Below are 25,826 nucleotides of genomic sequence, written 5' to 3'. Positions count from 1 at the left end.
GGCAGATCCGGCCACGCGGCACGCTCAAATCGTTATGAACGTCCGCACATGGCGTCAATCAGGCCCTTCGCCTCCCTCCGCCGCACTTCGGCCCGTGAGGAACCCCACTTATCCGTGCCGGGCGGACATGCAAACGCGAGGACGGGGCAGGGTTCGCTCTTGTCATGTGACCAGCGCATGGCCTTATTTCACCGTGATCGCGATGTGATTTTTTCGTGACACGATGCGTCATTACAGCTCGGAAGGCAGTACAGAAGGTGTCCGAAATCGAAAGCATTCACATCGACGGCAACTGGCGCGTGGCGCAGTCCGGCGGGACCCGGGAGATTCTCGATCCCGCCGACGCCACCACGCTCGCCGTCGTCGCCGAGGGCGGCCTTGAGGACACCGACGCCGCCGTCGCCGCCGCGCGCCATGCCTTCGACGCGGGCGAGTGGCCCCGTACCCCCGTCGCAGAGCGCGCCGCGCTGCTGCGGAGGGTCGCGGACCTCCTCCAGCGGGACCGCGAGGAGATCGGCCTCACCGAGTCGCGGGACGCGGGCAAGACATGGGAAGAGGGCCGCATCGACGTCGACGACGTCACCGCGGCCTTCCGCTACTTCGCCGACCTCGTCACCGGGGAGTCCGGCGGACGCGTCGTGGACGCCGGCGACACGGACGTGCACAGCGTCGTCGTGCACGAGCCCGTCGGCGTCTGCGCCATGATCACGCCGTGGAACTACCCTCTGCTGCAGGCGAGTTGGAAGATCGCGCCGGCACTGGCCGCCGGAAACACCTTTGTGATCAAGCCCAGCGAGATCACCCCCATGACCACCGTCCACCTGGTGAAGCTCCTCGCCGAGGCCGGCCTGCCCGCAGGCGTCGCGAACCTGGTGACCGGCGCCGGCGACCCCGTCGGCGCCCGCCTGTCCGAGCACCCGGACGTGGATCTGGTCTCCTTCACGGGTGGCCTCGTCTCCGGTACGAAGGTCGCCCAGGCCGCCGCCCCCAGCGTGAAGAAGGTGGCCCTGGAGCTGGGCGGCAAGAACCCCAACGTCGTCTTCGCCGACGCCTGCGCCACCGAAGAGGGCTTCGACACAGCCGTCGACCAGGCCCTCAACGCCGCCTTCATCCACAGCGGCCAGGTCTGCTCCGCCGGCGCCCGCCTCATCGTCGAGGAGCCGGTGCGTGAGCGCTTCGTCACCGAGGTCGCCGCCCGCGCCCAGCGCATCCGGCTGGGCCGCGGCACCGAGGACGGCGTCGAGTGCGGTCCGCTGGTCTCCGCGCAGCAGCTGGCCAAGACCGAGGCGTACGTCGCGTCCGCGCTGGACGAGGGCGCTGTGCTGCGCAGCGGCGGCGAGCGGCCCGAGCCCTCCGACGTGCGTCCCGCCGACGGCTACTTCTACTCGCCCACGGTCCTCGACAACTGTCACCGGCGCATGAAGGTGATCCGGGAGGAGACCTTCGGGCCTATCCTCACCGTCGAGACCTTCCGGACCGAGGACGAAGCGGTGGCGCTGGCGAACGACACCGAGTACGGCCTCGCCGGCGGCGTCTTCTCCGCGGACACCGCTCGCGCCCGCCGCGTCGCGGCCCGTCTGCGGCACGGCACCGTGTGGATCAACGACTTCCACCCCTATCTGCCGCAGGCGGAGTGGGGTGGTTTCGGCAAGTCCGGTGTGGGCCGTGAGCTGGGGCCGCACGGGCTGGCCGAGTACCGGGAGACCAAGCACGTGTACGAGAACCTGCGTCCCGCACCGGTCCGCTGGTTCTCCGGCTGACGGAGCACCGCGCCATGCCTTCGTCGTCCCCTCCCCCTGCGACACGTGAACACAAGGAGCACAACACGGAAATGTCCAGCCACGACATGTCCAGCTACGACTACGTCATAGTCGGCGGCGGTACGGCCGGGTCGGTGATCGCCTCACGGCTCACCGAGGACCCGGACGTCACCGTCGCCCTCATCGAGGGCGGGCCGTCGGACATCGACCGCCCCGAGGTGCTCACGCTGCGCCGCTGGCTCGGTCTGCTCGGCGGTGAGCTCGACTACGACTACCCCACGACCGAGCAGCCCCGCGGCAACTCCCACATCCGGCACAGCCGCGCGAAGGTGCTCGGCGGCTGCTCGTCCCACAACACCCTGATCTCCTTCAAGCCGCTGCCGTCCGACTGGGACGAGTGGGAGGCGGGCGGTGCCAAGGGCTGGGGCGGCGCCGCGATGGACCCGTACTTCGGCAAGCTGCGCAACAACGTCGTGGCGGTCGGCGAGCAGGACCGCAACGAGATCGCCCGAGACTTCATCGCGGCCGCCAAGGAGGCGCTGGACGTCCCCGAGGTCGACGGCTTCAACAAGCAGCCGTTCCACGAGGGAGTCGGCTTCTTCGACCTCTCCTACCACCCGGAGAGCAACAAGCGCTCCTCCGCCTCCGTTGCCTACCTCCACCCCCACATCGAGGCCGGTGACCGCCCGAACCTCCACATCCTGCTGGAGACCTGGGCGTTCCGGCTCCAGATCGACGGCAGCAAGGCGACCGGCGTGCACGTACGCGGCAAGGACGGCGCGGAGCGGCTGATCCGGGCGGAGCACGAAGTGCTCGTCTGCGCGGGCGCCGTAGACACCCCGAGGCTGCTGATGCACTCCGGTATCGGACCCAAGGGTGACCTGGAGGCGCTCGGCCTCCCCGTCGCACACGACCTGCCGGGCGTGGGGGAGAACCTGCTCGACCACCCCGAGTCGGTGATCGTCTGGGAGACGGACGGGCCCATCCCCGACAACTCCGCGATGGACTCCGACGCCGGGCTCTTCCTGCGCCGGGACCCGGAGTCGGCCGGGCCCGACCTGATGTTCCACTTCTACCAGATCCCCTTCACCGACAATCCCGAGCGGCTCGGCTACGAACGACCCCCGCACGGCGTGTCGTTGACGCCCAACATCCCCAAGCCCCGCAGCCGCGGGCGTCTTTACCTCACCTCACCGGATCCGTCCGTCAAACCGGCCCTGGACTTCCGGTACTTCACGGACGAGGACGACTACGACGGCCGCACCCTCGTCGACGGCATCAAGGCCGCCCGCCAGGTCGCGCGTACGGAACCCTTCGCGAACTGGATCAAGCGCGAGGTCTGCCCCGGCCCGGACGTCACCTCCGACGCGGACATCAGCGAGTACGCGCGCAAGGTGGCCCACACCGTGTACCACCCGGCCGGCACCTGCCGCATGGGCGCCGCCGACGACGCCCTCGCAGTCGTCGACCCCCGGCTGAGGGTCCGCGGCCTGGAGGGCATCCGCATCGCGGACGCCTCCGTCTTCCCCGCCATGCCCGCGGTCAACCCGATGATCGGCGTGCTGATGGTCGGCGAGAAGGCCGCCGACCTCATCCGGTCCGACCGCTCCGACCTCTCCGGCGGATCCCACCGGTCCGCCACGACCACGAGTACGAGTACGACCCCGAATACGACTACGGCACCGGGAGGTGTTGCGTGATGTCCGAGACCCACGAGTCCGCCCCGGTCAACCCGGTGTTCTCCGTCCGCAATCTGTGGAAGGTGTTCGGCCCCAAGGCACATCGGGTGCCCGGCGACAAGGAACTCGCCGGGCTCTCCGCCGCCGAACTGACCAAGCGCACAGGCTGCACCGCCGCCGTCCGCGATGTCTCATTCGACGTACGCAAGGGCGAGGTCTTCGTCGTCATGGGCCTCTCCGGCTCCGGCAAGTCCACGCTCGTGCGCTGCCTCACCCGCCTCATCGAACCGACCGCCGGCGTGCTGGAGATGGACGGCGAGGACGTACGGGCGATGGACAAGCACCGCCTGCGCGAGCTGCGCCGTCACCGCACCGCCATGGTCTTCCAGAACTTCGGCCTGCTGCCCCACCGCACGGTGACCGACAACGTCGCCTACGGCCTGGAGATCCAGGGGATGTCCAGGCAGGAACGCCGCGCCAAGGGCACCGAGATGGTGGAGAAGGTCGGCCTGGAGGGCCTGGGCGACCGCCGTCCCGTACAGCTCTCCGGCGGCCAGCAGCAGCGCGTCGGGCTGGCCCGCGCCCTCGCCGTCGACCCCGAAGTCCTGCTCTTCGACGAGCCGTTCAGCGCCCTCGACCCGCTGATCCGCCGGGACATGCAGGAGGAGGTCATCCGGCTGCACCGCGAGGAGGGCCGGACGATGATCTTCATCACGCACGACCTGTCCGAGGCGCTGCGGCTGGGCGACCGCATCCTGCTGATGCGCGACGGCGAGATCGTGCAGCTCGGCACGCCCGAGGAGATCGTCGCCAACCCCGCCGACGACTACGTGCGCGACTTCGTCCGCGACGTCCCCCGCGAGCAGGTCATATCCGTGCGCCGCGCCATGCGGCCCGCCGAGAAGGCCGACGGTGACAACGGCGCGGAACTCTCCCCGGACACTCTGGTCTCCGACGCGATCGAGGCCGTCGCCCGCAGCGGCGAGAACCTCCGCGTCGTGGACGACGGCCGGACGATAGGCGTCATAGACCACGCCTGCCTGCTCAACGTCGTCGCCGGTATCGACGGCGACGACGACGGCGAGGGCGACCCGGGCAAGGACAAGGAGGTGGCCGCCGTATGAGCATCCGCTTCGCAGCGCCCGCCGCACGGCAGGGCCGCTTCGGGGTCGACCCCGGGAAGGTGAGGCCGGCATGAGCACCCCCACCATTCCCGAGCAGGGGGAGCAGAAGGCACCCGACGCCCCCTCGCCGCAGCCGGACAGGCGGCCCGAGCAGCAGGCCGCCCCGGGCGGCCTGGCCGTGCTCGCCCGCAGCCCCAAGGTGCTGGCGGTGCTCTTCGCCGTCCTGGTCGTCGTCGTCAGCGCGGCGGCCGGCGGCTCCGGGGTCTGGCCGCAGGACTGGACCGTCGACATCAGGACGCCGCTGAACGACCTGGACGGCTGGCTGGTCGACAACCGCGAGAAGAGCCCGATCTTCCTCTACTTCCTGCTGCACATCAGCAACTCCGCCGAGTCCTCGGTGGACGCCATCATCAGCCTCTTCGACTCGATGGGCTGGATCGGTGTCACCGTCGTCGGCACGCTGGTCGGCTGGGCGGCCGGAGGCTCCGACCTCTCCCGCCGCGCCCTGCGTACGGGCGCCACCACTCTGGGCGTATTCATCGCCTGCGGCGTGCTGCAGATGTGGCAGGCCACGATGGAGACTCTCGCCCTGATGACGGTGGCGGTCTTCGCCTCCGCCGTGCTGGGCATGCTGCTGGGACTCGGGGCCGGGCTCTCGGACCGCTTCGAGAAGGTACTCCGCCCGGTCTTCGACACCATGCAGGTCATGCCGGCCTTCGCGTATCTGCTGCCGCTGCTGCTGATGTTCGGCATCGGCGTGCCGTCCGCGCTGATCGCGACCGTCATCTACGCGGCTCCGCCGATGGCCCGCCTCACCTCGCTCGGGCTGCGCAGCGCCGATCCGGCCGCGCTGGAGGCGTCCGCCTCACTCGGGGCGAGCCGCTGGCAGCGGCTGTGGACGGCGCGGCTGCCGCTGGCGCGCAAGCAGATGATGCTGGGACTCAACCAGGCGATCATGATGTGCCTGTCGATGGTCGTCCTCGCCTCCCTCATCGGCTCCGAGGGCCTGGGTGACGAGATCTACCAGGCGCTCGGCAGCCTCGACGTCGGCACCGCGCTCACCGCGGGCGTCGCCGTCGTGCTCATCGCGGTGCTGCTGGACCGTACGACCGCGGCGGCCGGGGAGCGGCTGGACGCCACAGTGACCGTCGGCGCGACCCGCCTCATGGCGCGGATCCGGATGGCCGTGTGGGGCCTGGCGCTCGCCCTGATCGGTCTCTTCTCCTCGATCGGGTCCGCCATCGGCGAGCGTGAGTGGCCGGACGCGTGGACGGTGGACCTCACGCGTCCGCTGCAGGGCGCCGTCGACTGGCTGACCGAGACGATCGGATCCGGCATCCCCGTGCTGGGCGGAACGGTCGTCTGGGCCAAGGGCTTCACCGTCTACGTGCTCAATCCCCTGCGATCAGGGCTGGAGACCACCCCGTGGTGGGCCCTGGCGCTGCTGGTCGCCGTCGTCGGGTGGCTCGTCGGCACCTGGCGGGCCGCGCTGACCGGCGTGATCTGCCTCGGCCTGATCGGGATGATGGGCCTGTGGGAGAAGTCGATGGACACCTTCTCGCAGGTCATCGGCGGCCTGGTGCTGACCATGGTCATCGGCATCGTCCTCGGCATTCTCACGGCGCGGGTCGAACGCGTGGAACGGATGCTGCGTCCCGTGCTCGACACGATGCAGACGATGCCGCAGTTCGTGTATCTGATCCCGGTGATCGCTCTCGTCGGCCTCAGCCGTAGCGCGGGCATCATCGCGGCGGTCATCTACGCCTGCCCGGCCGTCATCCGCATCACCGCGCAGGGGCTGCGGTACGTCGACCCCGCGGCGATGGAGGCGTCCCGTTCGCTCGGTGCGACGAGCAAGCAGCAACTCCTGGGCGTCCAGCTGCCGTTGGCCCGCAAGTCACTGCTGGTCGGCGTCAACCAGGGTGTCGTGCTGGTGCTGTCGATGGTCGTCATCGCCGGTCTGATCGGCGGCGGCGCGCTCGGCTACGACGTCGTGCAGGGCCTGTCCAAGGGTGACCTCTCCCAGGGCCTGCCCGCGGGCATCGCCATCGTCTGCCTCGGCATCATGCTCGACCGGATCTCCCAGCCCGCCGGCGAGCGCCCCCGTGATTAGTGCGCGCGCCCACACCCACAAACGCACCCCCCACCCCCTGACGGAACCCCACCCCGAGAAGAGAAAACAGGTCACAGACATGCAGAAGTCGCAGATACGCAAAACGGTCGTCGCCGGAATCGGCATCCTCGGTGCGCTCTCCCTCAGCGCGTGCGGCGCCGCCGACACCAGCAGCGGTGGAGGCAAGGACGACAAAGTCGTCCTCGCCGAACCGTCCTGGGTGGGCGCACAGGCCAACGCCGCGGTCGTGAAGAAGCTCATGGAGGACGAGCTCGACGTCAAGGTCGAGGCCAAGCAGATGGACGAGCCCGTCGCCTTCGACGCGCTCGACAGCGGCAAGGCCGACGCGATCCTCGAGGACTGGCACGGCGTACCGAAGAAGGAGAAGAAGTACGTCGAGGAGAAGAAGACCGTCGTCTCCGGCGGCGACCTCGGCGTCGTCGGGCACATCGGCTGGTTCGTGCCGAAGTACTACGCGGACAAGCACCCGGACGTGAAGGACTACAAGAACCTCAACAAGTACGCGAAGGACTTCCGTACGTCCGAGAGCGGCGACAAGGGGCACTTCATCGGTGCCGCCCCGTCGTACTCGCAGCACGACAAGGAACTGATCAAGAACTTCGACCTCGACTACAAGCACATCCCCAGCGGTGCCGAGGCGGCACAGCTGAAGGAGATCCAGCGGCTCTACGACGCCAAGAAGCCGTTCCTCACCTACTGGTGGGAGCCGCAGTGGATGAACAACAAGATCGACATGGTCGAGGTCGAGCTGCCGAAGCACACGCCTGGCTGTGAGGAGCCCGCCGCGAAGGCGAAGTGCGGCTACGAGACGAACCAGCTCGAGAAGTTCCTCAACGCGGACTTCGCGAAGGGCAACAGCGACGCCGCGAAGTTCATCAAGAACTTCAAGTGGACCACCAAGGACCAGAACGAGGTCGCGGGGAACATCGCCGGCAAGAAGATGAAGCCGGAGGACGCGGCCGAGAAGTGGATCAAGGCGAACAAGTCCACCTGGGAGAAGTGGATCCCGAAGAAGTGACGCCGCGGCGCCTCCGCTGAGGCGCAGGCTCAAGTGGCCGGGGCCGGAACACCACGGTGTTCCGGCCCCGTCGCGTTCTCAGCCTCGACGGCCTCGGGCCCGCCCGCCCCGTGCGGCCCGCGGGCTCAGCCGCCGCGCAGCTTCCGCGCCAGCTCTCTCACGGCCTCGCCCGCGCGCTGTGCGAGGGCCCCGCCGAAGGTGATGCGGGCCGCCCCCGCGAGGCCCAGCTCGCGTGGGGACGGGCAGCCCTCCCCGGGGGACCAGGCGTTGACCGGGACGCCCAACTCCCTTGCGAGTACGCCGATGTCCTCACCCGGCGCCCGTATCGGATAGACGCCCTCGGCCCCGGCGGCGACGTAGAGCCGCCCACGTGCCAGAGCATCGGCGAGGGGCTCGGTGGCCCCGCGCAGATACGTGTCGATGCGGGCGTTGACGAACAGCCGCCCGCCCGCGGCCTCGTGCACCGCGGCCAGGAAATCCGCCTGACGGCGCGGATCGACCAGCTCACCGCCTGCCGAGTCCTCCAGGTTGCAGCCGACGGCTCCGCTCTCCAGCAGCCGCTCGACGATCTCCTCCGGCCCCAGCCCGTAACCTCTCTCGATGTCGGCGGTGACCGGCACGTCTACCGCCCGTACGATCCGGGCCACCGCGGCGAACATCTCGTCGGCCGGGGTGTCGCCGTCCTCGTACCCGAGCGACTCCGAGACCCCGTGGCTGGGCGTCGCGAGGGCCTCGAAACCCGCATCCGCGAAGATCCGCGCGCTCGCCGCGTCCCACGGCCCCGGAAGCACGAGGGGGTCGCCGGCGGCGCGGCCGTGATGGAGCAACCGGAGACGCTCGACGCCCCCGCCCGCCGCGGCGTTCACCGCCCGCCCCGTTCCGAGGCGAGCCCCGCCGGTATCGCACGGGTCGTCACCTGGAAGCGGTTCCAGGCGTTGATGGCTACGATCTGGGCGATGAGACCCGCCAGTTCGGCCTCGGCGAAGTACCGCGCCGCCCGCTCGTACACCTCGTCCGGCACGAATCCGTCGGTCAGCTGCGTGATCGCCTCCGTCAGGGCGAGTGCGGCCTGCTCCCGCTCGGTGTAGACGCCCTGACCGCCGACCTCCTCCCATGCCGGCAGCAGATCGAGGCGCAGCTGCGTCTCGCCCTGCTTGCGGGCCTCGGTGAGATGCATGTCCAGGCAGAACGCGCACTTGTTGATCTGCGAGGCCCGGATCTTGACCAGCTCGGCGACGACCGGATCCAGCCCTTCGGCCGAGGCGGCCTGGAAGGCGGCCATGCCCTTGTAGACGTGAGGAGCGGCCCGGAAGAGGTCGATGCGCGAGCCGTGTTCGTGGGACATCGTCGTCATGCTGCCGACCCTACGGGCCGCCACCGACAGTCACCTCCGGGTTCTCCCGAGCCTGCGGTCAGCCGCCGGTCCGCCCGATGTGCTCGATGTGGAGGGTGTGCGCTCCGGTGTCGATCCGGTACAGCACGCGCCAGGGCCCGTGCCGCAGCCGCCGGTGGTCGGTGCCCCAGGGCCAGGAGCCTTCCGGCCGTGGGCCGGCGAGTTGATCGGTGGCCTGGAGGAGGGAGCCGACGCTCTCGGGGTCGTCCTTGAGATGACCGGTGGCACTGTTGAGCGCGGCCGGTTCCCACACGACTTGCCAGCTCACTCGCTCTTCCCCGCCGCATCGAGGAGGGCGCGGCGTGCCTCGGAGTGCGGAACAGGGGTCTCGCTGCGGCCTGTCGCCCGGTCCCGTTCAAGTCGGGCGAGCGCGAGAGCGTCCTCCAAGTCCTCAAGTTCTGCGGGGGAGATGAGTATGGCCGCGGGGACACCGCGGTCGGTCAGAGTGATGTGCTCGTGCTGCGCGGCGCGGCGCGCGAGGTCTCCGAGCTTTCCCCGGGCCTCAGCGATCGGATATGTACTGGTCATGAACGTAGTGTACACCGGCATGACACTCTGCACCGTCGTTGCCCGGCCGGTTCTGCCCCGCGGCGTCACGTCTGCTTCGAGGCCAGCTGGACGACCGTGACGTCCGGGTCGGCGCCCACCCGCACCGGCGGGCCCCATCCACCCGCCCCGCGCGTGACGTAGAGCTGGGTGTCGCCGTAGCGCTCCAGGCCCGCCACCGTCGGGTTGGCGAGTGCCACGACGAGGTGGAAGGGGAAGATCTGACCGCCGTGGGTGTGCCCCGACAGCTGGAGATCCACGCCGTGCTCGACCGATTCGTGGATCTGAACGGGCTGGTGGGCCAGCAGTACCGAGGCGCGGGAGGTGTCGCGGTCGCCGAGGGCCTGCTGGAAGTCCGGTCCGTCGCCGCTGTCCTCGCCGCGTACGTCGTTGACGCCGGCAAGGTCGAAGCCGGGCATCTCCACGCGGGCGTTCTCCAGCGGATGGATGCCCAGTTCGCGTACGTGGTCCACCCACTCCGCGGCGTCCCCGAAGTACTCGTGGTTTCCGGTGACGAAGAACGAGCCGTGCCGGGAACGCAGCCGGCGCAGCGGCACCGCCGCCGGCCCGACGTTCTCCACGGTCCCGTCGACGAGATCGCCGACGATCGCGACCAGATCGGGCTGGGCGCTGTTGATCGTACGGACGACGCGCTCGGCGTGTGAACGCCCCAGCACCGTCCCGAGGTGGATGTCGCTGACGACGGCGATGCGGTAACCGTGCGCGGAGCGCGGCAACTTGGCCAGTGGCACGGTGACGCGCTTGAGCGTGGGCCCGTTGAGGAGGTTGTACGCGCCCGAGGCGACCGTGCCCCCCGCCGCGACGGCGGCACCGGCCGCGACCGTACGGGCCACGAAGAGGCGACGTGAGGTGGTTGCGGGGTCCGCGGGGCCCGCGGCCCCGCCGGCCGGACCTCCCCCTGAATGCGCCCCCGATGCGGGCCCTGATCCGGGCTGAGCCTCCGAACCCGCCTCAGCGTCCGCCGCCTTCGCCGCGGTGGCGGTCACCGGCCCCCCGGAGCCCCCGGAGCCCCCGGGGCGCGCACCCGCGGGAGCCGCGTCCGGAGCCGCCTCCGCCGGAGCGTCCCCCGCAGCCGCCCTACGCTCCAGGAAGCGCCGCAGCAGCGGCCGTACGGCCTCTCCCACCGCCAGCGCCATCAGCAGATACAGCAGCAGCGCCAGCCACAGATATCCGGGCCACGCCAGCACGCGCTGAAGCGTGAAGGGCGTCTCGGTCCGACCGACCACCATGTTGACGATCACGAGCACCGGCAGCGCGAAGGCCAGCACGGTCCCCGTACGCCACCAGGCGCCTCCGCGCGCGGACACATCACGTACGAGACGCCGCCACAGGTACCAGTGGGCGCACCCCATCAGTACGAGCGCCGTCAGCGCGATGACCAGGAAGACCACGGTCATGGGCCCGCCCCCTTACTCTCCGGGTCTGACCCGGAGAGCCCTCAGCCCCCGGAAACCGATGATGCCGATCGCCGTGCCCAGCAGGAACGACACGATCGCGAGCAGCAGATGAACCCAAAAGTAACCGGTCGGCTCACCGGCGTCGTCGAAAGCAAGCCCGCTGCCGTCCGCCCAGAGGTTCTTGACGAAGGTGATCCACAGGAACCAGGACCAGACCCCGAAGGCGAGCAGGAACCAGGACACGCGACGGCTGAGAGCGAGCGGGCGGGGAGGGGAGGATCGTGTGCCCTGAGACTGACTCATGGGTCAAGTATGGCTATCGGCCCAATGAGGTAGCTCGGGAGGGGCCAACTGACCGGCCTCATGGGGCAGTGCGATGTCCACAAGTGTTCGAGAGGCATGTAATTTCGCCCTGTGCCGACTTCCTCACACCGCGCCGTTCGCATGCCTGCGACAGCCGCAGCCGCCCTGTCCCTAGCGCTCCTCGTCCCCGCATCGCTCGCCGGCACCGCCCACGCGGCGTCACCCGGCGCCGCACGCGCCGGTTCGCCCGCCGCCGCGACGGACGACGACAACGCCCCCCAGCCTCCGGATCGCATGTCGACGGTCGGCGGGAAGCTGCTCGGCTCCCCCGGTACGCAGATGAAGCCGAAGCCCGGACAGAATCCGCCCGGGATCCCCGAAGACCTGACCGCACGCTCCTGGATCGTCTCCGACGCCGAGTCGGGTGAGGTGCTGGCCGCGCACAACGCGCACTGGAAGCTCCCCCCGGCCAGCACGCTGAAGATGCTCTTCGCCGACACCGTGCTGCCGAAGTTCCCCCAGACGAAGACGCACAAGGTCAAGGCGTCCGACCTGGAGGGCATGGGCGAGGGCAGCAGCCTCGTCGGGGTCAAGGAGGACCAGACGTACAGCGTGCGCGATCTGTGGCGTGGCGTCTTCCTGCGCTCCGGGAACGACGCGGTGCACGTCCTTGCCGCCATGAACGGCGGCAAGGACAAGACGGTGCGCGAGATGAACGAGCAGGCCGAGAAGCTCCGCGCCGAGGACACCAACGTCGTCAGCCCCGACGGCTACGACAAGAAGGGCCAGGTCTCCTCCGCGTACGACCTGACGCTCTTCGCCCGCTCCGGGATGCAGAAGGCCGACTTCCGCGAGTACGCCTCGACGGCCCGCGCCCAGTTCCCCGGCGAGAAGAAGAAGGGCGAGAAGCGCGAGACGTACGAGATCCAGAACACCAATCGTCTGCTGACCGGGGACGTCGGCCTCGACGCCTACCCGGGTATCGCCGGCGTGAAGAACGGCTCGACCTCGGAGGCGGGCGCGACCTTCACCGGCGTCGCACAGCGCGGCGACCGCGTGCTGCTGGTGACGACCATGCACCCGGACGGCCGCCAGGGCGGGCTCGAGGTCTACAAGGAGACCGCCAAGCTCTTCGACTGGGGCTTCAAAGCCGCGGAGAAGATCCGGCCCGTCGGTGAGCTCGTCGCGCCGGACGGCGCCGGCGCCTCCGGGAAGTCGGGCGACCGCGAGGACCGCGGCAAGACGGCCGGGCAGGCCGCCGGTGCCGACGGCGGCGGCGAGGAGGACTCGGGCGGCGTCGGTGTCGCCATCGGCGTCACGGGGGCCTGCCTGGTGCTGGTGGCCGCGGTGGCCTACGCCGTGCACCGCAGGTGGCCGATCTCGGATCTGGCGAAGCTGCGACGTCTTCCGTTCGGGAAGGGGCCGGCTCCGGAAGGTTCCGACGCCCGGACCGGGTCCGCGCCGGTGTCCGGCTCCGAAGCCGAAGCCGAAGCCGGCTCCGGCTCCGGCTCCGGTCCGGATCCCGCTACGGGGTCGGACCGCGTGGGTGCTCGCGACCCCGACTGACGCTCTTTCCGGTCTCCATGTCGCCTGCGGGAGCGGCGCGTTCGGACTCCACGGGTTCGGAGGCGCCGCTCCCCAGTGTGTCGATCTCCTCGATCGGCTTACGGGTGCGTTCCGTCGCCGTCCACGAGGCGCAGAAGAGCATCAGCTTCGCCATGAGACTGATCCACAGCAGCAGCGCGATGGGTGTACCGAACGCCCCGTAGACGCTCTTGGTGGCGACGCCCTGCAGATAGCCGCCCAGCAGAAGCTTCAGCAGCTCGAAGCCGACGGCGCCCATCGCACAGGCCAGGAGGGTCGCACGGCGGGGCGGACGTACGCCGGGCAGCACCGTGAGCGCGTACCACAGCAGCGCGAAGTCGGCGGCCAGGGCGGCCCCGTAACCGGCGGCGCTCAGCAGCACCGAGCCGACGCCGTGCTCGCCGATCCCCACCCGCCCGGCCGCCCAGCTGACCGCCGACACGGCGAACGCCGAACCGGCGAGCGAGAAGACCCCGACCAGGCCGAGCCCGGCGAGCGCCGCGAGGTCCTTCAGCTTCAGCACGACGAGATTGCCCGGGTCCTCCTCCAGGTCCCACAGGGCGCGCAGGCTCTCCCGGAGCGTGCCGACCCAGTTGACGCCGGTGACGACGAGGAGCAGACCGGCGATGAGCCCGATGGTGCCCGCGTTGTCGGCCAGCGACTGCAGATCCAGCTCCGCGGAGATGCCCGGGACCTGGCGGTCGATCGTGTGCTGCACGGTCCGCATCCGCTCCGGCGTCAGCAGCGAGGCGCCGACGGCGGCGAAGACCGCGAGCATGGGGAAGAGGGAGATGAAGCTGGTGAAGGTGACAGACGCGGCGTGCCGGTTCCACTTGTGCTCGTCCAGGTGCTGGTAGACCCGCCAGACGCGGGTCCGGAAGAACCATGCCGCCACGGGGCCGATCACCGGCAGCTTCGTCAGCCAGTCCATGATCGGCGATTACCCGCTGCGGGGGCTCTCACCCGGCACGTTCAACGGATGCGCGCGGTGGACATGACCCGTCCGCTCGGGACCGCCCGCTCATGGGGCTCCGCTGAGAGCCGCTCGCCGGGGTGCCGTCCGCTCAGTGCAGCGGAGCGAAGGAGTCCGCACCGTCCTCGCAGACCGGGAACGGCTGCGGGACCTGCCGGGGGACGCCGGAGACCGACAACGGTGTCTCCTCGCCCGAGCCGAAGGTGAATTTCCGCTGGAGGCGCCACACCAGGTCGGAGCCCTGCTCGTACAGCGCGAAGCCCGTGGCCGTCCAGGACGCCTCGAAGCCGGCCAGCTCCTCCTGCGCCCGGTCCATGGACTCCTCGGAGATCCCGTGCGCGACGGTGACGTGCGGGTGGTACGGAAAGGCGAGCTCACGCGCGACCGGGCCCTCCGGCGCACGCACCTGCTCCTGGAGCCAGGAGCACGCCGCGGCGCCCTCGACGAGCCGCACGAAGACCACGGGGGAGAGCGGGCGGAAGGTGTCCGTGCCCGACAGCCGCAGCCCGAACGGCCGCCCCGAGGCGGCCACGTCCGCCAGATGCGCCTCGATGTCCGGACGGTCGGCCGGGTCGGCCTCCGTCGGCGGGAGCAGCGTGATGTGGGTGGGGATGCCGTGTGCCGCCGGGTCGCCGAAGCTCGCACGCCGCTGCTGGAGCAGGCTGCCGTGCGGCTCGGGGACGGCGATCGATACGCCGAGCGTGACGGTCCCCACCTCGTGCTCCTTCCTGCTCGATGGCCGGTTCACGGCCCGCTGTCTGGGGTTGTGTGCTGTGAGCTGCATGTGCTGTCCGAGTCGAGTCGCTGCCGGCGGTGCGTCGCGTTCGTCGTGCCTCAGTGCTTCCCGGGCAGCAGGCCGACCTTGTCGTAGGCCTGCGCCAGCGTCTCCGCCGCAACGGCCCTTGCCTTCTCCGCGCCCTTGGCGAGGAGCGAGTCCAGTGTCTCGGGGTCGTCCAGGTATTCCCGCGTACGGGCGCGGAACGGGGCGGCCCAGTCACTCACGATCTCGGCGAGGTCGGTCTTCAGCGCACCGTAACCCTTGCCCGAGTACTTCTGCTCCACTTCCGCGATTGTCGAGTCCGTCAGCGTGGCGTGGATCGTGAGCAGGTTGCTGATGCCCGGCTTGTTCTCCGGGTCGAAGCGGATCTCGGTGCCCGTGTCCGTCACCGCGCTCTTGATCTTCTTCGCGGAGGCCTTCGGGTCGTCCAGCAGGTCGATGATGCCCTTCGGCGACGACGCCGACTTGCTCATCTTGATCGTCGGGTCCTGCAGGTCGAAGATCTTCGCGGTCTCGCGCAGGATGTACGGCTCGGGGACGGTGAAAATCTCGCCGTAGCGGCCGTTGAACCGCTCCGCCAGGTTCCTCGTGAGCTCGATGTGCTGCCGCTGGTCCTCGCCGACGGGGACCTGGTTGGCCTGGTAGATCAGGATGTCCGCGACCTGCAGGATCGGGTATGTGAAGAGGCCGACCGACGTACGGTCGGCGCCCTGCCGCGACGACTTGTCCTTGAACTGCGTCATCCGGGATGCCTCGCCGAAGCCCGTCAGGCACTCCATCAGCCAGCTCAGCTGGGTGTGTTCCGGCACGTGGCTCTGCACGAAGAGCGTGCAGCGGTCCGGGTCGAGGCCGGTGGCCAGCAGCTGCGCCGCGGCGAGGCGGGTGTTCTCCATCAGCTGCTTCGGGTCCTGCGGAAGCGTCAGCGCGTGCAGGTCGACGACCATGTAGAAGGCGTCGTGCGTCTCCTGCAGGGCGACCCACTGGCGAACGGCACCCAGGTAGTTGCCGATGTGGAACGAGCCCGAGGTGGGCTGGATCCCGGAGAGCACACGCGGACGGTCATTGGCCATGCGCCCATTGTCTCAGGTCCCCCGGCTCGGGCGTGCACAGTAGGGCAGTGACCTGAGGCACCGTGTCGGCGGTGTGCGCCGCCTCCGCGCCGTCTCCGCGCCGCCCCCGCGCGGTGCCCGGGTCCGCGTGCGCCGGACGCGCCCCGTCCGCGCAGGCAGTGCCCCCGCCGCGATCCGCTCCAGCGCCGCCGCCCGTCCCGTGAGAACCCCGCACCGACCGCAAAGTTTCTTCGCATCGCGGCGGGTGGACGATAGAAAGAGGCAGCCCTCCGCGATGCCACGGGAAGACGTGAGACCCGGCGGGAGGGCGCCGCGGGACCACACGAGACGAACGGAGACCCCGGATGTCCACCTCGGAAAGGCTGATCGCCGCCTCCGAAGCGCGCAGCGCCCACAATTACCACCCCCTGCCCGTCGTCGTCGCCGCTGCCGAGGGGGCCTGGGTGACGGACGCCGACGGGCGCCGCTACCTCGACATGCTCGCCGGCTACTCGGCGCTCAACTTCGGGCACCGCAACCAGCGGCTCATCGACGCGGCAAAGGCCCAGCTCGACCGGGTGACCCTCACCTCCCGCGCCTTCTACCACGACCGCTTCGGCGACTTCTGCGAGCAGCTCGCGGAGCTGTGCGGCATGGAGATGGTCCTGCCCATGAACACGGGGGCGGAAGCGGTCGAGACGGCCGTGAAGACGGCCCGCAAGTGGGGCTACCGCAGCAAGGGCGTGCCCGACGGGCAGGCGAAGATCGTCGTCGCGGACAACAACTTCCACGGCCGTACGACGACGATCGTCTCCTTCTCCACCGATGCGGAGGCCCGTGCGGACTTCGGCCCGTACACACCGGGATTCGAGATCGTCCCCTTCGGAGACCTCGCCGCCCTGGAGGCCGCCGTCGACGGCAACACGGTCGCCGTGCTCATGGAGCCCATCCAGGGCGAGGCGGGCGTGCTGGTGCCGCCGTCCGGCTACCTGGCGGGCGTGCGGGAGCTGACGCGCAGCCGGAACGTGCTCATGATCGCGGACGAGATCCAGTCCGGGCTGGGGCGTACCGGGGCGACCTTCGCCTGCGAGCACGAAGGCGTGCACCCGGACATGTACGTACTGGGCAAGGCGCTGGGCGGCGGCGTCGTGCCCGTCTCGGCGGTGGTCTCCTCACGCGACGTGCTGGGCGTCTTCAAGCCCGGCGAGCACGGGTCGACCTTCGGCGGGAATCCGCTCGCCTGCGCCGTCGCGCTGGAAGTGATCGCGATGCTGCGCACCGGCGAGTACCAGCAGCGGGCGAAGGAGCTGGGCGAGCACCTCCACCACGAACTGGGCGTGTTCGTGGGCGGCGGAGCCGTACGGGAGGTGCGCGGGCGCGGCCTGTGGGCGGGCGTCGACATCGACCCGGCGCACGGTACGGGCCGGGAGCTGTCGGAGAAGCTGATGGACCGCGGGGTGCTCGTCAAGGACACCCACGGCTCGACGATCCGCATCGCGCCGCCGCTCGTGGTGACGAAGGAGGACCTCGACTGGGGTCTGGAGCAGCTCGACGCCGTGCTGCGCGGCTGACGCGGCCCGCCCGCGCGACTCGCGGCCCGCGTCCCGTGGCCGCCGGGCGGGCACTTCACTGCCTGCCCGCCCGGTGCTCACGTCAGCGCTGGTGCCCCGGAGGGGCACGGCACTCCCTAGTTCTCCAGGAGCTTCAGCACGCGTGCCCAGCCGTCCTTGCGTGCGGTCTGGTCGGAGCCGGAGGTGCTGACGATCTCGCCGTTCGCACCGCCCTCCTGGCCGGGCTGGCCGTAGGGGAACCAGTTCACGTGATGGCCGGCCTTCGGATAGGTGACCTGCTGGTGGCTCGCGCCCGACGCGTTGCGCTGGGAGGCGATCTCGCGGGCGGCTGCGGCGGAGCCCCACATCTTGTCGTTGCCGCCCGCGACCGCCAGCACCCTGCCGCGTACCTCGTCCAGCCGGATGGGCCCGGCGGGAATCGGCCTGCCGTTCTCCGCCCACGCCGCACGGCCCGAAGCGCCCGCCAGATAAGGGCCGTTGACCTTGGCCGAGGGCGCGTAGGCGATGACGTCGCGGAAGAGCGACGGATGACGCTGGCCGAGAAGCTGGGCGATCTCGCTGCCCCGTGAATTGCCCATCACCGCAAGCCGCTCGGGGTCCGCGCCCGGCTCCTGGGCCAGTACGCGGGCGGCGCGCACGAAGTAGCCGGTGTCGATCATGTTGAGGGCGTCGGGACGGCCCGAGCCGCCGCCGCAGCGGAAGTAGCACAGCGACAGCGCCGGATGGCCGCGCGCGGCCAGCAACGCCGCCGCGTACTCACCGGAGTTGCCGCCCTCGGAGCCGCCGAAGACCAGGACCGGGGCCCGGCGCCGCTCGCCCTTCGGCGGCGAGTACATCTCACCGTCTATGCGGTTCTTCGCGACCGTGAGCTTGCGGTGGCGCACCTCGCCGGTCAGCCACTGGCGGGTGACGGTGCGGTCGGCGATGCGCCTGCCGTTCTTGCTGACGGTCAGGCGCAGTTCGTACGAGGGCTCCTCGGCCGGTGTGGGCGGGTGGTACGAGAAGGCGTCGCCGCTGCCGATCTTCTTCACGCCGCGGCCCGCCGTGGGCAGCATCGCGCCCAGCAGGCCCGCGCTGTCCGCCTTCCCGTACGGGCGTCCGCCGCGCGGTGCCTGCTCGTCCAGGTCTATGCGGCCGCTCCCGTCGGCGGTGAAGTCGCCCTGCGCGCTCCAGGGTTGCCCGCTCCGGTCCACGGAGTGCGCGGCGACGGTGACGCGGTCGCGCGAGCCGAGGCCGCCGATGCGCACCTTCACATCCTGGTCGGCGAGGGCCACGGGGCGGTCGACGTGGATCGCCGCGTGGTCGCGGTCCGGCTTCCGGGCGTCGTCCGCGCCGCCGTCCCCGCCGCCCGAGCAGGCCGCCGTGGCGGCCAGCATCAGGAGTGCGGCGAAGCCCGCTCGTGCTTTCGGTATACGTGCCACGCGGGGCACCCTACGCACGCCCTGCGGGATCAGCGGAACTGGTCATTCCTCCCGGCTGGAAATCCGTGGAGAAATCCGCCACCCTGTCGCGCATGCTGCCCGCAGAGCGTCACTTCTATTTAACTCAGAGCGTCCACAGTGATCCGGGTCTGGCGGATAGGCTCGCGGAGTTGCCCGACGGCCCCGATGAACTGGCCCTTCTTGTACGGCACTTGCTCATCCACCGCGAGGAGGCGGGCCGGTTCGGCTGTGCCCTGCCCGAATCCCGCTACCGCTCAGAAGCCGAAACCCGTTACATAGACGACATCCTGGACATCGTCGTGCAGCTGCACGACGCGCCCCTGACGGCACCCCGCCGTCCCCTCGACCGATTCGCGGGCACCTGCCGGGACTTCGCGCTGCTGCACTGCGCGCTGTTGCGCCACACCGGAACCCCCGCCCGTATCCGCTGCGGCTACGCCACCTACTTCGCCGAGGGCTTCCACGACGACCACTGGCTCACCGAGTACGCACACCCCGAGCGGGGCTGGGTGCTCAGCGATCCGCAGATGGTGCCGGACGTGCGCATCGAGTCCCCGTACGAGCTGGACTTCGACCCGCTCGACGTGCCCCGCGACCGGTTCCTCGTGGCCGGCGAGAGCTGGCGCCGCTGCCGCAGCGGTGAGGCCGACCCGAAGACGTTCGGAGTCAGCGTGCTGGGGCTCATGGGCATGTGGATGGTGCGTGCCAACGTCGTCCGCGATCTCGCCGCCCTCAACCGGGCAGAGGTGCTGCCCTGGGACTCCTGGGGCGTCGGCGACGGCGGGCGGGACGGCCAGAACGAGGCCGGCGACGAGGCGCTGGCGGTGCTCGACGAGGCTGCCCGCGCCACGGTCACCGCGGACTTCGACGAGGTGCGGGCGCTCTACCGGGACACCCCGAGCCTGCGGGTGCCGGAGACGGTGACCTCGTACCAGTCGTACGACGGTGAGTGCGAGGTGCGTCTGCGCGGCGGCCCGCAGGACGAGGAGCCCTGACGGCGGCGGCGCGGCGGCGCGGCGGCGCGGTGGCCTGTGCCGGCACGGGCACCGGTGCAGGTCGTGACGCCCCGGTGCCGGTGCCGTCCGGCGGTCAGCCTGCCTGCGCCGTCTCGTACAGCTTCTTCGCGTCCTCCCCGAAGTACGGGCCGAACATCGTGTCGGGCAGGAAGGTGTAGCCGAAGCTGTTCACCGAGGACTGAAGGCCCTTGCCCGTCGCCTCGTCGAACTCCGTGAACCACGGGCCGCCGCTGGAGCCGCCCGTCATGTTGCACGAGAGGCCGTGGTCCTTGGTGAGCAGCACGTCCTGGAAGGTCGTGCCGCTGCAGTAGATCAGCTTCTCGCCGTCGTACGGATCGGCGGCGGGGAAGCCGAAGGCGTACATGGTGGTGTTGTAGTCCGCGTTGAAGGACAGCCCCTGGCCGCCGACGACGTCGGTCAGCTTCTTGCCGTCCAGCGGATCGACCACGGCGGCGCCGACGTCGAAGTTCATGTCCTCGCTGGCCTCCCACTGCGCGGTGGTCAGCGTCTTGGACGCCGGCCACTTGCCGTGCGGGGCCTCTCCGTCGTGATAGCCCGGCACGAAGACCCAGTCGGTGTGCCAGCCGCCCTGGTACTTCACGCAGTGCCCGGCCGTCATGACCGTACTGCCGTTGTCGCTGGTGACGGCGTTGCCGGAGCAGGATGCGTCGCGGTCGCCCATCTTGAAGAAGACCCGGCCGGAGGTCTTCACGACGTCGCCGCCGCCAGACCACGGGCCGCCCGGTTCGGGCAGCGCCTTCGTGACGGCGTCCGATACCTCCGACGGGAGGATCTTCAACTCCTCGCCGCGTGGCACCGCCTTGCCGCTTCGTTCGACGGCGCGGGAGCCGATGTCGAGAAGGTCCTCGACGGGCGTGGCTTCCCGCATCCGCTCGGCCGTCCAGAGGCCGGCGGCACGGTCCTGCGCGGCCTCGGATATCGCCGAACCCGGTGCTGTGTCACCGGAGTCGGCGCTTGCGGGGGTGGTCTGCAGCGCGAGGCCGAGGAGGGCGCCCACGGCCATCAGGGCGCCGGCGCCCCGGCGCATACGTCTTGTGCCTCTCACGCGTACTCCTTCTGCTGGGATGGGGCAGATGAGTGGTGCGGAATGACGTGCTTGTTGCGTGGTGCGTCGATAGCGTGCCCCGAAATCGGCCCCGTCGAACGGGAGTCGGCGCACAGGCAACGACACGGCGCCCGGGGCCGTGCCCCGGGCGCCGTCGTGTGCGCGTACAAGCGCGTATGAGCGGGCTTCGCTCAGAAGCGGCGGGTGATCAGCGCGCGCTTGACCTCCTGGATCGCCTTCGTCACCTCGATGCCCCTGGGGCAGGCGTCCGTGCAGTTGAACGTGGTGCGGCAACGCCACACGCCGTCCTTGTCGTTGAGGATCTCCAGACGCTGCTCGCCCGCCTCGTCACGGCTGTCGAAGATGAAGCGGTGCGCGTTGACGATCGCCGCCGGGCCGAAGTACTGCCCGTCGTTCCAGAACACCGGGCACGAACTGGTGCACGCGGCGCACAGGATGCACTTGGTGGTGTCGTCGAAGCGCGCCCGGTCCGCGTCGGACTGCAGACGCTCACGCGTCGGCTCGTTGCCGCTCGTGATCAGGAACGGCATGACGTCCCGGTACGCCTGGAAGAACGGCTCCATGTCGACGACCAGGTCCTTGAGGACCGTCAGGCCCTTTATCGCCTCGACGAGCACCGGCTTGGTGCCCTTGCCGTCCTTGATCCCGGTTATGTCCTTGATCAGCGTCTTGCACGCCAGGCGGTTGCGCCCGTTGATGCGCATCGCGTCCGAGCCGCAGATCCCGTGCGCGCAGGACCGCCGGAAGGTCAGCGTCCCGTCCAGCTCCCACTTGATCCTGTGGAGCGCGTCCAGGACACGGTCCTTGGGATCGATGTCGAGGGTGAAGTCCTCCCACTCGGCGTCCGCCGCGACCTCCGGGTTGAAGCGGCGGATGCGGAAGGTGATCGTGACCAGGTGCGAGGCCGTGGGCTCCGGACCGGCCGCGGACTCACCGGACTTGTCCATGACTGCGGTGCTCATCAGTACTTACGCTCCATCGGCTGGTAGCGGGTCTGCACGACCGGCTTGTAGTCCAGCCGGATCGACTCTGTGCCGTCGTCGCCCACTTCGCGGTACGCCATGGTGTGACGCATGAAGTTGACGTCGTCGCGGTTCGGGAAGTCCTCGCGGTAGTGGCCGCCGCGGGACTCCTTGCGGGCCAGCGCGGAGAAGGCCGTCACCTCGGCCAGATCCAGCAGGTTGCCCAGCTCGATGGCCTCCAGCAGATCGGTGTTGAAGCGCCTGCCCTTGTCCTGGACGCTGATGTTCCGGTAGCGCTTGCGCAGTTCGCCGATCTCCTCGACGGCTTCCTTCAGCGTCTGCTCCGTACGGAAGACCATGACGTTCTTGTCCATGCACTCCTGGAGCGCCTTGCGGATCTCCACGACCCGTTCGTTGCCGGTGGCGTCGCGCAGGTTCTCCACCTCGCCCTCGACGAACGCGGCCGGGTCCGGCGGCAGTTCGGTGAAGTCGGAGGTGGCGGCGTACGCCGCGGCGGAGATGCCGGCGCGCCGCCCGAAGACGTTGATGTCCAGCAGCGAGTTGGTGCCGAGCCGGTTGGCGCCGTGCACGGAGACGCAGGCGACCTCGCCCGCCGCGTACAGCCCCGGCACCGGAGTGCTGTTGTCGGCCAGCACCTGGCCCTGCACGTTGGTCGGCATGCCGCCCATCGCGTAGTGCGCCGTCGGCTGGATCGGCACGGGGTCGGTGTACGGCTCGATGCCCAGGTACGTACGCGCGAACTCGGTGATGTCCGGAAGCTTCGCGTCGAGCTGCTCGGGCGGCAGATGCGTCAGGTCGAGGAAGACGTGGTCCGCCTCGGCGCCGCAGCCCCGCCCCTCGCGGATCTCGGTGTAGATCGCGCGGGAGACGACGTCACGGGAGGCGAGGTCCTTCATCACCGGCGCGTACTTCTCCATGAAGCGCTCGCCGTCCTTGTTGCGCAGGATCCCGCCCTCGCCGCGGGCGCCCTCGGTGAGCAGGATGCCCATCTTCCAGATGCCCGTCGGGTGGAACTGGAAGAACTCCATGTCCTCCAGCGGCAGTCCGCGCCGGAAGGCCGCGGCCTGGCCGTCGCCTGTGAGGGTGTGCGCGTTCGAAGTGACCTTGAAGAACTTGCCGTTGCCACCTGAGGCGAAGACGACGGCCTTGGCCTGGAAGACATGGATCTCTCCGGTGGCCAGTTCGTACGCGACGACGCCGGCGGTCTTGCGGACGCCGTCGACCTCGTTCATGAGCAGGTCCAGGACGTAGAACTCGTTGAAGAACTCCACGCCCTCCTTCACGCAGTTCTGGTAAAGCGTCTGAAGGATCATGTGGCCCGTGCGGTCCGCCGCGTAGCAGGAGCGGCGCACCGGTGCCTCGCCGTGGTTGCGGCTGTGGCCGCCGAAGCGGCGCTGGTCGATGGTGCCGTCCGGGGTGCGGTTGAACGGCAGGCCCATCTTCTCCAGGTCGAGTACGGAGTCGATGGCCTCCTTCGCCAGGATCTCGGCGGCGTCCTGGTCGACCAGGTAGTCGCCGCCCTTGATCGTGTCGAAGGTGTGCCACTCCCAGTTGTCCTCCTCGACGTTGGCGAGGGCCGCGGCCATGCCGCCCTGGGCGGCGCCGGTGTGGGAGCGGGTCGGGTAGAGCTTCGTCAGTACGGCGGTGCGGCTGCGCTTGGTGGATTCGATGGCCGCGCGCATGCCCGCGCCGCCGGCGCCGACGATCACGGTGTCGTACTTGTGGATCTTCATTGGGTCACCTCAGCCCGTACGTACGTCAGCGGATGTTCGGGTCGAAGGTGAAGATCACCAGCGTGCCCAGCAGGACGGTGAACGCCGTGGCCGTGTAGAGCAGCATCTTCAGCCACATGCGGGTGCCGTCGCGCTCCGCGTAGTCGTTGATGACGGTCCGCAGGCCGTTGGCGCCGTGCAGCATCGCCAGCCACAGCATCATCAGGTCCCAGACCTGCCAGAACGGCGAGGCCCAGCGGCCTGCGACGAAGGCGAAGCTGATCTTGCTGACGCCGCCGTCCAGCACCAGCTGGATCAGCAGGTGCCCGATGACCAGTACGACGAGGACGATGCCGGACAGCCGCATGAACAGCCATCCATACAGCTCGAAGTTGGTGCGGGTCGCCTTGGGCGTCCTGGCGGTACGGGCGCGGGGCGGCGTCATCAGCGGGGCCGGGTTGTCCACGCCGTAGCGGCCGTTGCCGGTGCTGCCGGTGCCCCTGCCCTCGGAGGGTGCGTTCGCGGTCTCGGTCGGCATGGTTCATCAGCTCCCGGACAGCGAGTGCAGCGTGTGCTGCAGGATGGGGTAGAAGGCACCGATCATCAGCACGCCCCAGATGCCCATCACGGTCCACAGCATCTGCTTCTGGTACCTCGGTCCCTTGGACCAGAAGTCCACGGCGACGAGCCGCAGACCGTTCAGCGCGTGGAAGAGGACCGCGGCCACGAGGCCGTATTCCATGAGATTGACGACGGGCGTCTTGTAGATCGCCACCGTCTCGTCGTACGTCTCGGGCGAGACGCGGACCAGCGCGGTGTCCAGCACGTGCACGAACAGGAAGAAGAAGATGAGGACACCTGTGACTCGGTGAGCCACCCAGGACCACATGCCTTCCCGGCCGCGGTACAGCGTTCCAGCCGGCACGGAAAAAACCCCTCCGGGTGCGGATGTCAGAGCCGGCCGCCATCTTCGGCTGAGAGTGCAGCGGTGTCGGTCGGGCTCGGCCGGGTATGGGCCACCGGCCTGAGCCATCGTAGCGACGCATTGTCGGTACATCGGTCCCGGGAGGGGCGGATGTGATCAATCAGGCAGTGCGGGCCGACGGGGGAGAGCCCCTGGCGAGAGCCCCGCGGACGTATCCGCACGCCACTCCGGAAGCCGGGAGTTGTTCCGTACGGGCAGCGGCGAGGGCCCGGCGGGGGGCAGTTCGCGGGGGTGTGCGGCGGGCCGAAGGGCTCGTCGTCAACCGGCGTCCCCGACGCCTCTGACCGTGCGACCGAGCCTGCCCCGGGCGAGGCGCCGCAGCTCCTCGGTCACCACGAGACGCTCCTCCTCCAGGTCGTTGCCGAGGCGGGCGCGGACGCTCGCGAGTGCCTGGCCGAGCCGTTCCCCCGGCGCCCATCCGTCGAGGCAGACGACGAAGACGTGGCCGAAGCGGTTCTCGTAGGCGGCATGGGCGGCCCGGAGCGCGGTGTGTGCGGTGAGGAGACCGCGCTGGTCGCGGTGGCGCCGGCCGTCGCGGGCCTCTGACGGCGCGGGGCCCTCGCCGGGGGAGGGCAGCTGAGGTGTCTCCGAGGACAGGGCCTCGGCCAGGTCCGCGGGGGTCATGTCGTAACTCGCCTCGTCCAGCGCGGCCAGCAGTGAGTCCGTGTCCGGGTACGGGCGGCAGCCCGCGATGCGGGCCGCCCAGCGGGTGCTGCCGCAGCAGCGCATCAGCAGCGCGGCGGCCGTCTCGTCCGGCGCGGCGTTGAAGCGGGACAGCGGCATCGGCGGTGCCGTGGGGACAGGGCCGGACCGCGCAGGCTGCGGTGGCGGAGGCAGAACGGGCACGCCGCCCCCCGGGTGCCGGGCCGGGGGATCCTGCGCCGGTCCGTGACCGTGGCCGTGGCCGTGGCCGTCCGGGCTGCCCCCACGGGCACGCACGCCGGGCTCGGCGGGGGCCTTCTCGTCGCTTCGCGGACTGGGCGGCGGCATGGGCTCCTCGGGCGGGCCGGCTGAACGGACGGATCCGGTCGGCGTACTGGCCGGCGGACGTGGCCGCCGGCGGACCGGTGCGGGAGAGCCGCCGCGACCGGCCGGGCTCGCCCGTCGGCTCGCCCGAGCTGCCGGCGTGCGACCTCCGGCACGGCTCCTCGGGCGGGCCGGGGCCACCGTAACCACGCAGAGCCCGAACGATACGGCGAGTACGGGAATTTCACCCGGACGGGAACGAGCCGGGCCGGTTCCCGGGCGCCGCCGTTTCCGGCGCCGTAGCG

The 25,826-nt window shown here is 70.1% G+C and carries 24 protein-coding genes; 8 read left to right on the top strand and 16 right to left on the bottom strand.

Features of this window, described 5'->3' with window-relative positions:
- Positions 1–257 precede the first annotated feature (257 nt).
- The 5 genes from ACSMXX_RS11315 to ACSMXX_RS11295 all read left to right on the top strand — a co-directional run bounded on the left by ACSMXX_RS11315 (position 258) and on the right by ACSMXX_RS11295 (position 7,715).
- On the top strand, positions 258–1,760 hold the full coding sequence (locus ACSMXX_RS11315) for an aldehyde dehydrogenase family protein (RefSeq protein ID WP_473183909.1): 1,503 nt from the start codon (positions 258–260) through the stop codon (positions 1,758–1,760).
- Between the two features lie 86 nt (positions 1,761–1,846).
- Positions 1,847–3,460, top strand: coding sequence for a GMC family oxidoreductase (locus tag ACSMXX_RS11310; protein ID WP_473184739.1), 1,614 nt, complete (start codon positions 1,847–1,849; stop codon positions 3,458–3,460).
- Positions 3,460–4,563 carry a quaternary amine ABC transporter ATP-binding protein gene (locus ACSMXX_RS11305; protein ID WP_473183908.1) on the top strand — a complete coding sequence of 368 codons (1,104 nt, stop codon included), beginning with the start codon at positions 3,460–3,462 and terminating at the stop codon, positions 4,561–4,563. Before ACSMXX_RS11310 ends, ACSMXX_RS11305 begins: the two co-directional genes overlap by 1 nt.
- A gap of 70 nt (positions 4,564–4,633) precedes the next feature.
- Positions 4,634–6,676 (top strand): ABC transporter permease, encoded by a 2,043-nt coding sequence (locus ACSMXX_RS11300; RefSeq protein WP_473183907.1) that lies wholly within the window; start codon positions 4,634–4,636, stop codon positions 6,674–6,676.
- 79 nt (positions 6,677–6,755) lie between these two features.
- A complete protein-coding gene (locus ACSMXX_RS11295) occupies positions 6,756–7,715 on the top strand; it encodes a glycine betaine ABC transporter substrate-binding protein (protein WP_473183906.1) in 960 nt (319 codons plus the stop codon).
- A 125-nt stretch (positions 7,716–7,840) separates the two neighbouring features.
- On the opposite strand, the gene ACSMXX_RS11290 is transcribed toward ACSMXX_RS11295, so the two are convergent.
- The 6 genes from ACSMXX_RS11290 to ACSMXX_RS11265 form a co-directional block, all read right to left on the bottom strand.
- On the bottom strand, positions 7,841–8,581 hold the full coding sequence (locus tag ACSMXX_RS11290; RefSeq protein ID WP_473183905.1) for an isocitrate lyase/PEP mutase family protein: 741 nt from the start codon (positions 8,579–8,581) through the stop codon (positions 7,841–7,843).
- On the bottom strand, positions 8,578–9,069 hold the full coding sequence (locus tag ACSMXX_RS11285) for a carboxymuconolactone decarboxylase family protein (RefSeq protein WP_473183904.1): 492 nt from the start codon (positions 9,067–9,069) through the stop codon (positions 8,578–8,580). The genes ACSMXX_RS11290 and ACSMXX_RS11285 overlap by 4 nt, the downstream gene beginning before the upstream one ends.
- A 58-nt stretch (positions 9,070–9,127) precedes the next feature.
- Positions 9,128–9,376 (bottom strand): type II toxin-antitoxin system RelE family toxin, encoded by a 249-nt coding sequence (locus tag ACSMXX_RS11280; RefSeq protein ID WP_473183903.1) that lies wholly within the window; start codon positions 9,374–9,376, stop codon positions 9,128–9,130.
- Positions 9,373–9,636, bottom strand: a complete 264-nt coding sequence (locus tag ACSMXX_RS11275; RefSeq protein ID WP_473183902.1) for a type II toxin-antitoxin system prevent-host-death family antitoxin — start codon at positions 9,634–9,636, stop codon at positions 9,373–9,375. Before ACSMXX_RS11275 ends, ACSMXX_RS11280 begins: the two co-directional genes overlap by 4 nt.
- Before the next feature lie 65 nt (positions 9,637–9,701).
- Positions 9,702–11,072, bottom strand: a complete 1,371-nt coding sequence (locus ACSMXX_RS11270; RefSeq protein WP_473183901.1) for a metallophosphoesterase — start codon at positions 11,070–11,072, stop codon at positions 9,702–9,704.
- A 12-nt stretch (positions 11,073–11,084) separates the two neighbouring features.
- Positions 11,085–11,375, bottom strand: coding sequence for an SCO4848 family membrane protein (locus ACSMXX_RS11265; protein ID WP_473183900.1), 291 nt, complete (start codon positions 11,373–11,375; stop codon positions 11,085–11,087).
- Between the two features lie 141 nt (positions 11,376–11,516).
- On the opposite strand from ACSMXX_RS11265, the gene ACSMXX_RS11260 reads away from it, so the two are divergent.
- A complete protein-coding gene (locus tag ACSMXX_RS11260; RefSeq protein ID WP_473183899.1) occupies positions 11,517–12,941 on the top strand; it encodes a D-alanyl-D-alanine carboxypeptidase family protein in 1,425 nt (474 codons plus the stop codon).
- Here ACSMXX_RS11260 and ACSMXX_RS11255 read toward each other — a convergent pair.
- The 3 genes from ACSMXX_RS11255 to trpS form a co-directional block, all read right to left on the bottom strand.
- A complete protein-coding gene (locus ACSMXX_RS11255) occupies positions 12,901–13,890 on the bottom strand; it encodes a YihY/virulence factor BrkB family protein (protein WP_473183898.1) in 990 nt (329 codons plus the stop codon). The two genes, ACSMXX_RS11260 and ACSMXX_RS11255, sit on opposite strands and share 41 nt — an antisense overlap.
- A gap of 133 nt (positions 13,891–14,023) precedes the next feature.
- A complete protein-coding gene (locus ACSMXX_RS11250; protein ID WP_473183897.1) occupies positions 14,024–14,647 on the bottom strand; it encodes a 2'-5' RNA ligase family protein in 624 nt (207 codons plus the stop codon).
- A gap of 119 nt (positions 14,648–14,766) precedes the next feature.
- Positions 14,767–15,780, bottom strand: a complete 1,014-nt coding sequence (trpS, locus tag ACSMXX_RS11245; protein WP_473183896.1) for a tryptophan--tRNA ligase — start codon at positions 15,778–15,780, stop codon at positions 14,767–14,769.
- Positions 15,781–16,124: 344 nt separating this feature from the next.
- Here trpS and rocD point away from each other — a divergent pair, with 344 nt between their 5' ends.
- Positions 16,125–17,330, top strand: coding sequence for an ornithine--oxo-acid transaminase (rocD, locus tag ACSMXX_RS11240; protein WP_473183895.1), 1,206 nt, complete (start codon positions 16,125–16,127; stop codon positions 17,328–17,330).
- A gap of 116 nt (positions 17,331–17,446) precedes the next feature.
- Here rocD and ACSMXX_RS11235 read toward each other — a convergent pair whose 3' ends face one another.
- Positions 17,447–18,751 carry an acyl-CoA thioesterase/BAAT N-terminal domain-containing protein gene (locus tag ACSMXX_RS11235; RefSeq protein WP_473183894.1) on the bottom strand — a complete coding sequence of 435 codons (1,305 nt, stop codon included), beginning with the start codon at positions 18,749–18,751 and terminating at the stop codon, positions 17,447–17,449.
- A 92-nt stretch (positions 18,752–18,843) separates the two neighbouring features.
- On the opposite strand from ACSMXX_RS11235, the gene ACSMXX_RS11230 reads away from it, so the two are divergent.
- Positions 18,844–19,767, top strand: coding sequence for a transglutaminase-like domain-containing protein (locus ACSMXX_RS11230; protein ID WP_473183893.1), 924 nt, complete (start codon positions 18,844–18,846; stop codon positions 19,765–19,767).
- Positions 19,768–19,861: 94 nt separating this feature from the next.
- Here ACSMXX_RS11230 and ACSMXX_RS11225 read toward each other — a convergent pair whose 3' ends face one another.
- The 6 genes from ACSMXX_RS11225 to ACSMXX_RS11200 all read right to left on the bottom strand — a co-directional run bounded on the left by ACSMXX_RS11225 (position 19,862) and on the right by ACSMXX_RS11200 (position 25,338).
- A complete protein-coding gene (locus ACSMXX_RS11225; RefSeq protein ID WP_473184738.1) occupies positions 19,862–20,812 on the bottom strand; it encodes a trypsin-like serine peptidase in 951 nt (316 codons plus the stop codon).
- Between the two features lie 233 nt (positions 20,813–21,045).
- Complete coding sequence (locus tag ACSMXX_RS11220) at positions 21,046–21,837, bottom strand: succinate dehydrogenase iron-sulfur subunit (RefSeq protein WP_473183892.1); 792 nt, start codon at positions 21,835–21,837, stop codon at positions 21,046–21,048.
- The gene (gene sdhA, locus ACSMXX_RS11215) at positions 21,837–23,591 is read right to left on the bottom strand and encodes a succinate dehydrogenase flavoprotein subunit (protein ID WP_473183891.1); all 1,755 of its coding nucleotides are present in this window, start codon (positions 23,589–23,591) and stop codon (positions 21,837–21,839) included. The genes ACSMXX_RS11220 and sdhA overlap by 1 nt, the downstream gene beginning before the upstream one ends.
- 25 nt (positions 23,592–23,616) lie before the next feature.
- Positions 23,617–24,108: a succinate dehydrogenase hydrophobic membrane anchor subunit gene (locus ACSMXX_RS11210; RefSeq protein ID WP_473183890.1), complete on the bottom strand. Its 492-nt coding sequence runs from the start codon at positions 24,106–24,108 to the stop codon at positions 23,617–23,619.
- 6 nt (positions 24,109–24,114) lie between these two features.
- Complete coding sequence (gene sdhC, locus ACSMXX_RS11205) at positions 24,115–24,495, bottom strand: succinate dehydrogenase, cytochrome b556 subunit (RefSeq protein WP_079123323.1); 381 nt, start codon at positions 24,493–24,495, stop codon at positions 24,115–24,117.
- 318 nt (positions 24,496–24,813) lie between these two features.
- The gene (locus ACSMXX_RS11200) at positions 24,814–25,338 is read right to left on the bottom strand and encodes a 2-oxo-4-hydroxy-4-carboxy-5-ureidoimidazoline decarboxylase (protein ID WP_473183889.1); all 525 of its coding nucleotides are present in this window, start codon (positions 25,336–25,338) and stop codon (positions 24,814–24,816) included.
- Positions 25,339–25,826: the final 488 nt, after the last annotated feature.

The organism is Streptomyces sp. DSM 116795, from assembly GCF_055792905.1.
The sequence above is the reverse complement of the archived record's forward strand: the minus strand, read 5'-3'. Positions and strand labels throughout refer to the sequence as shown.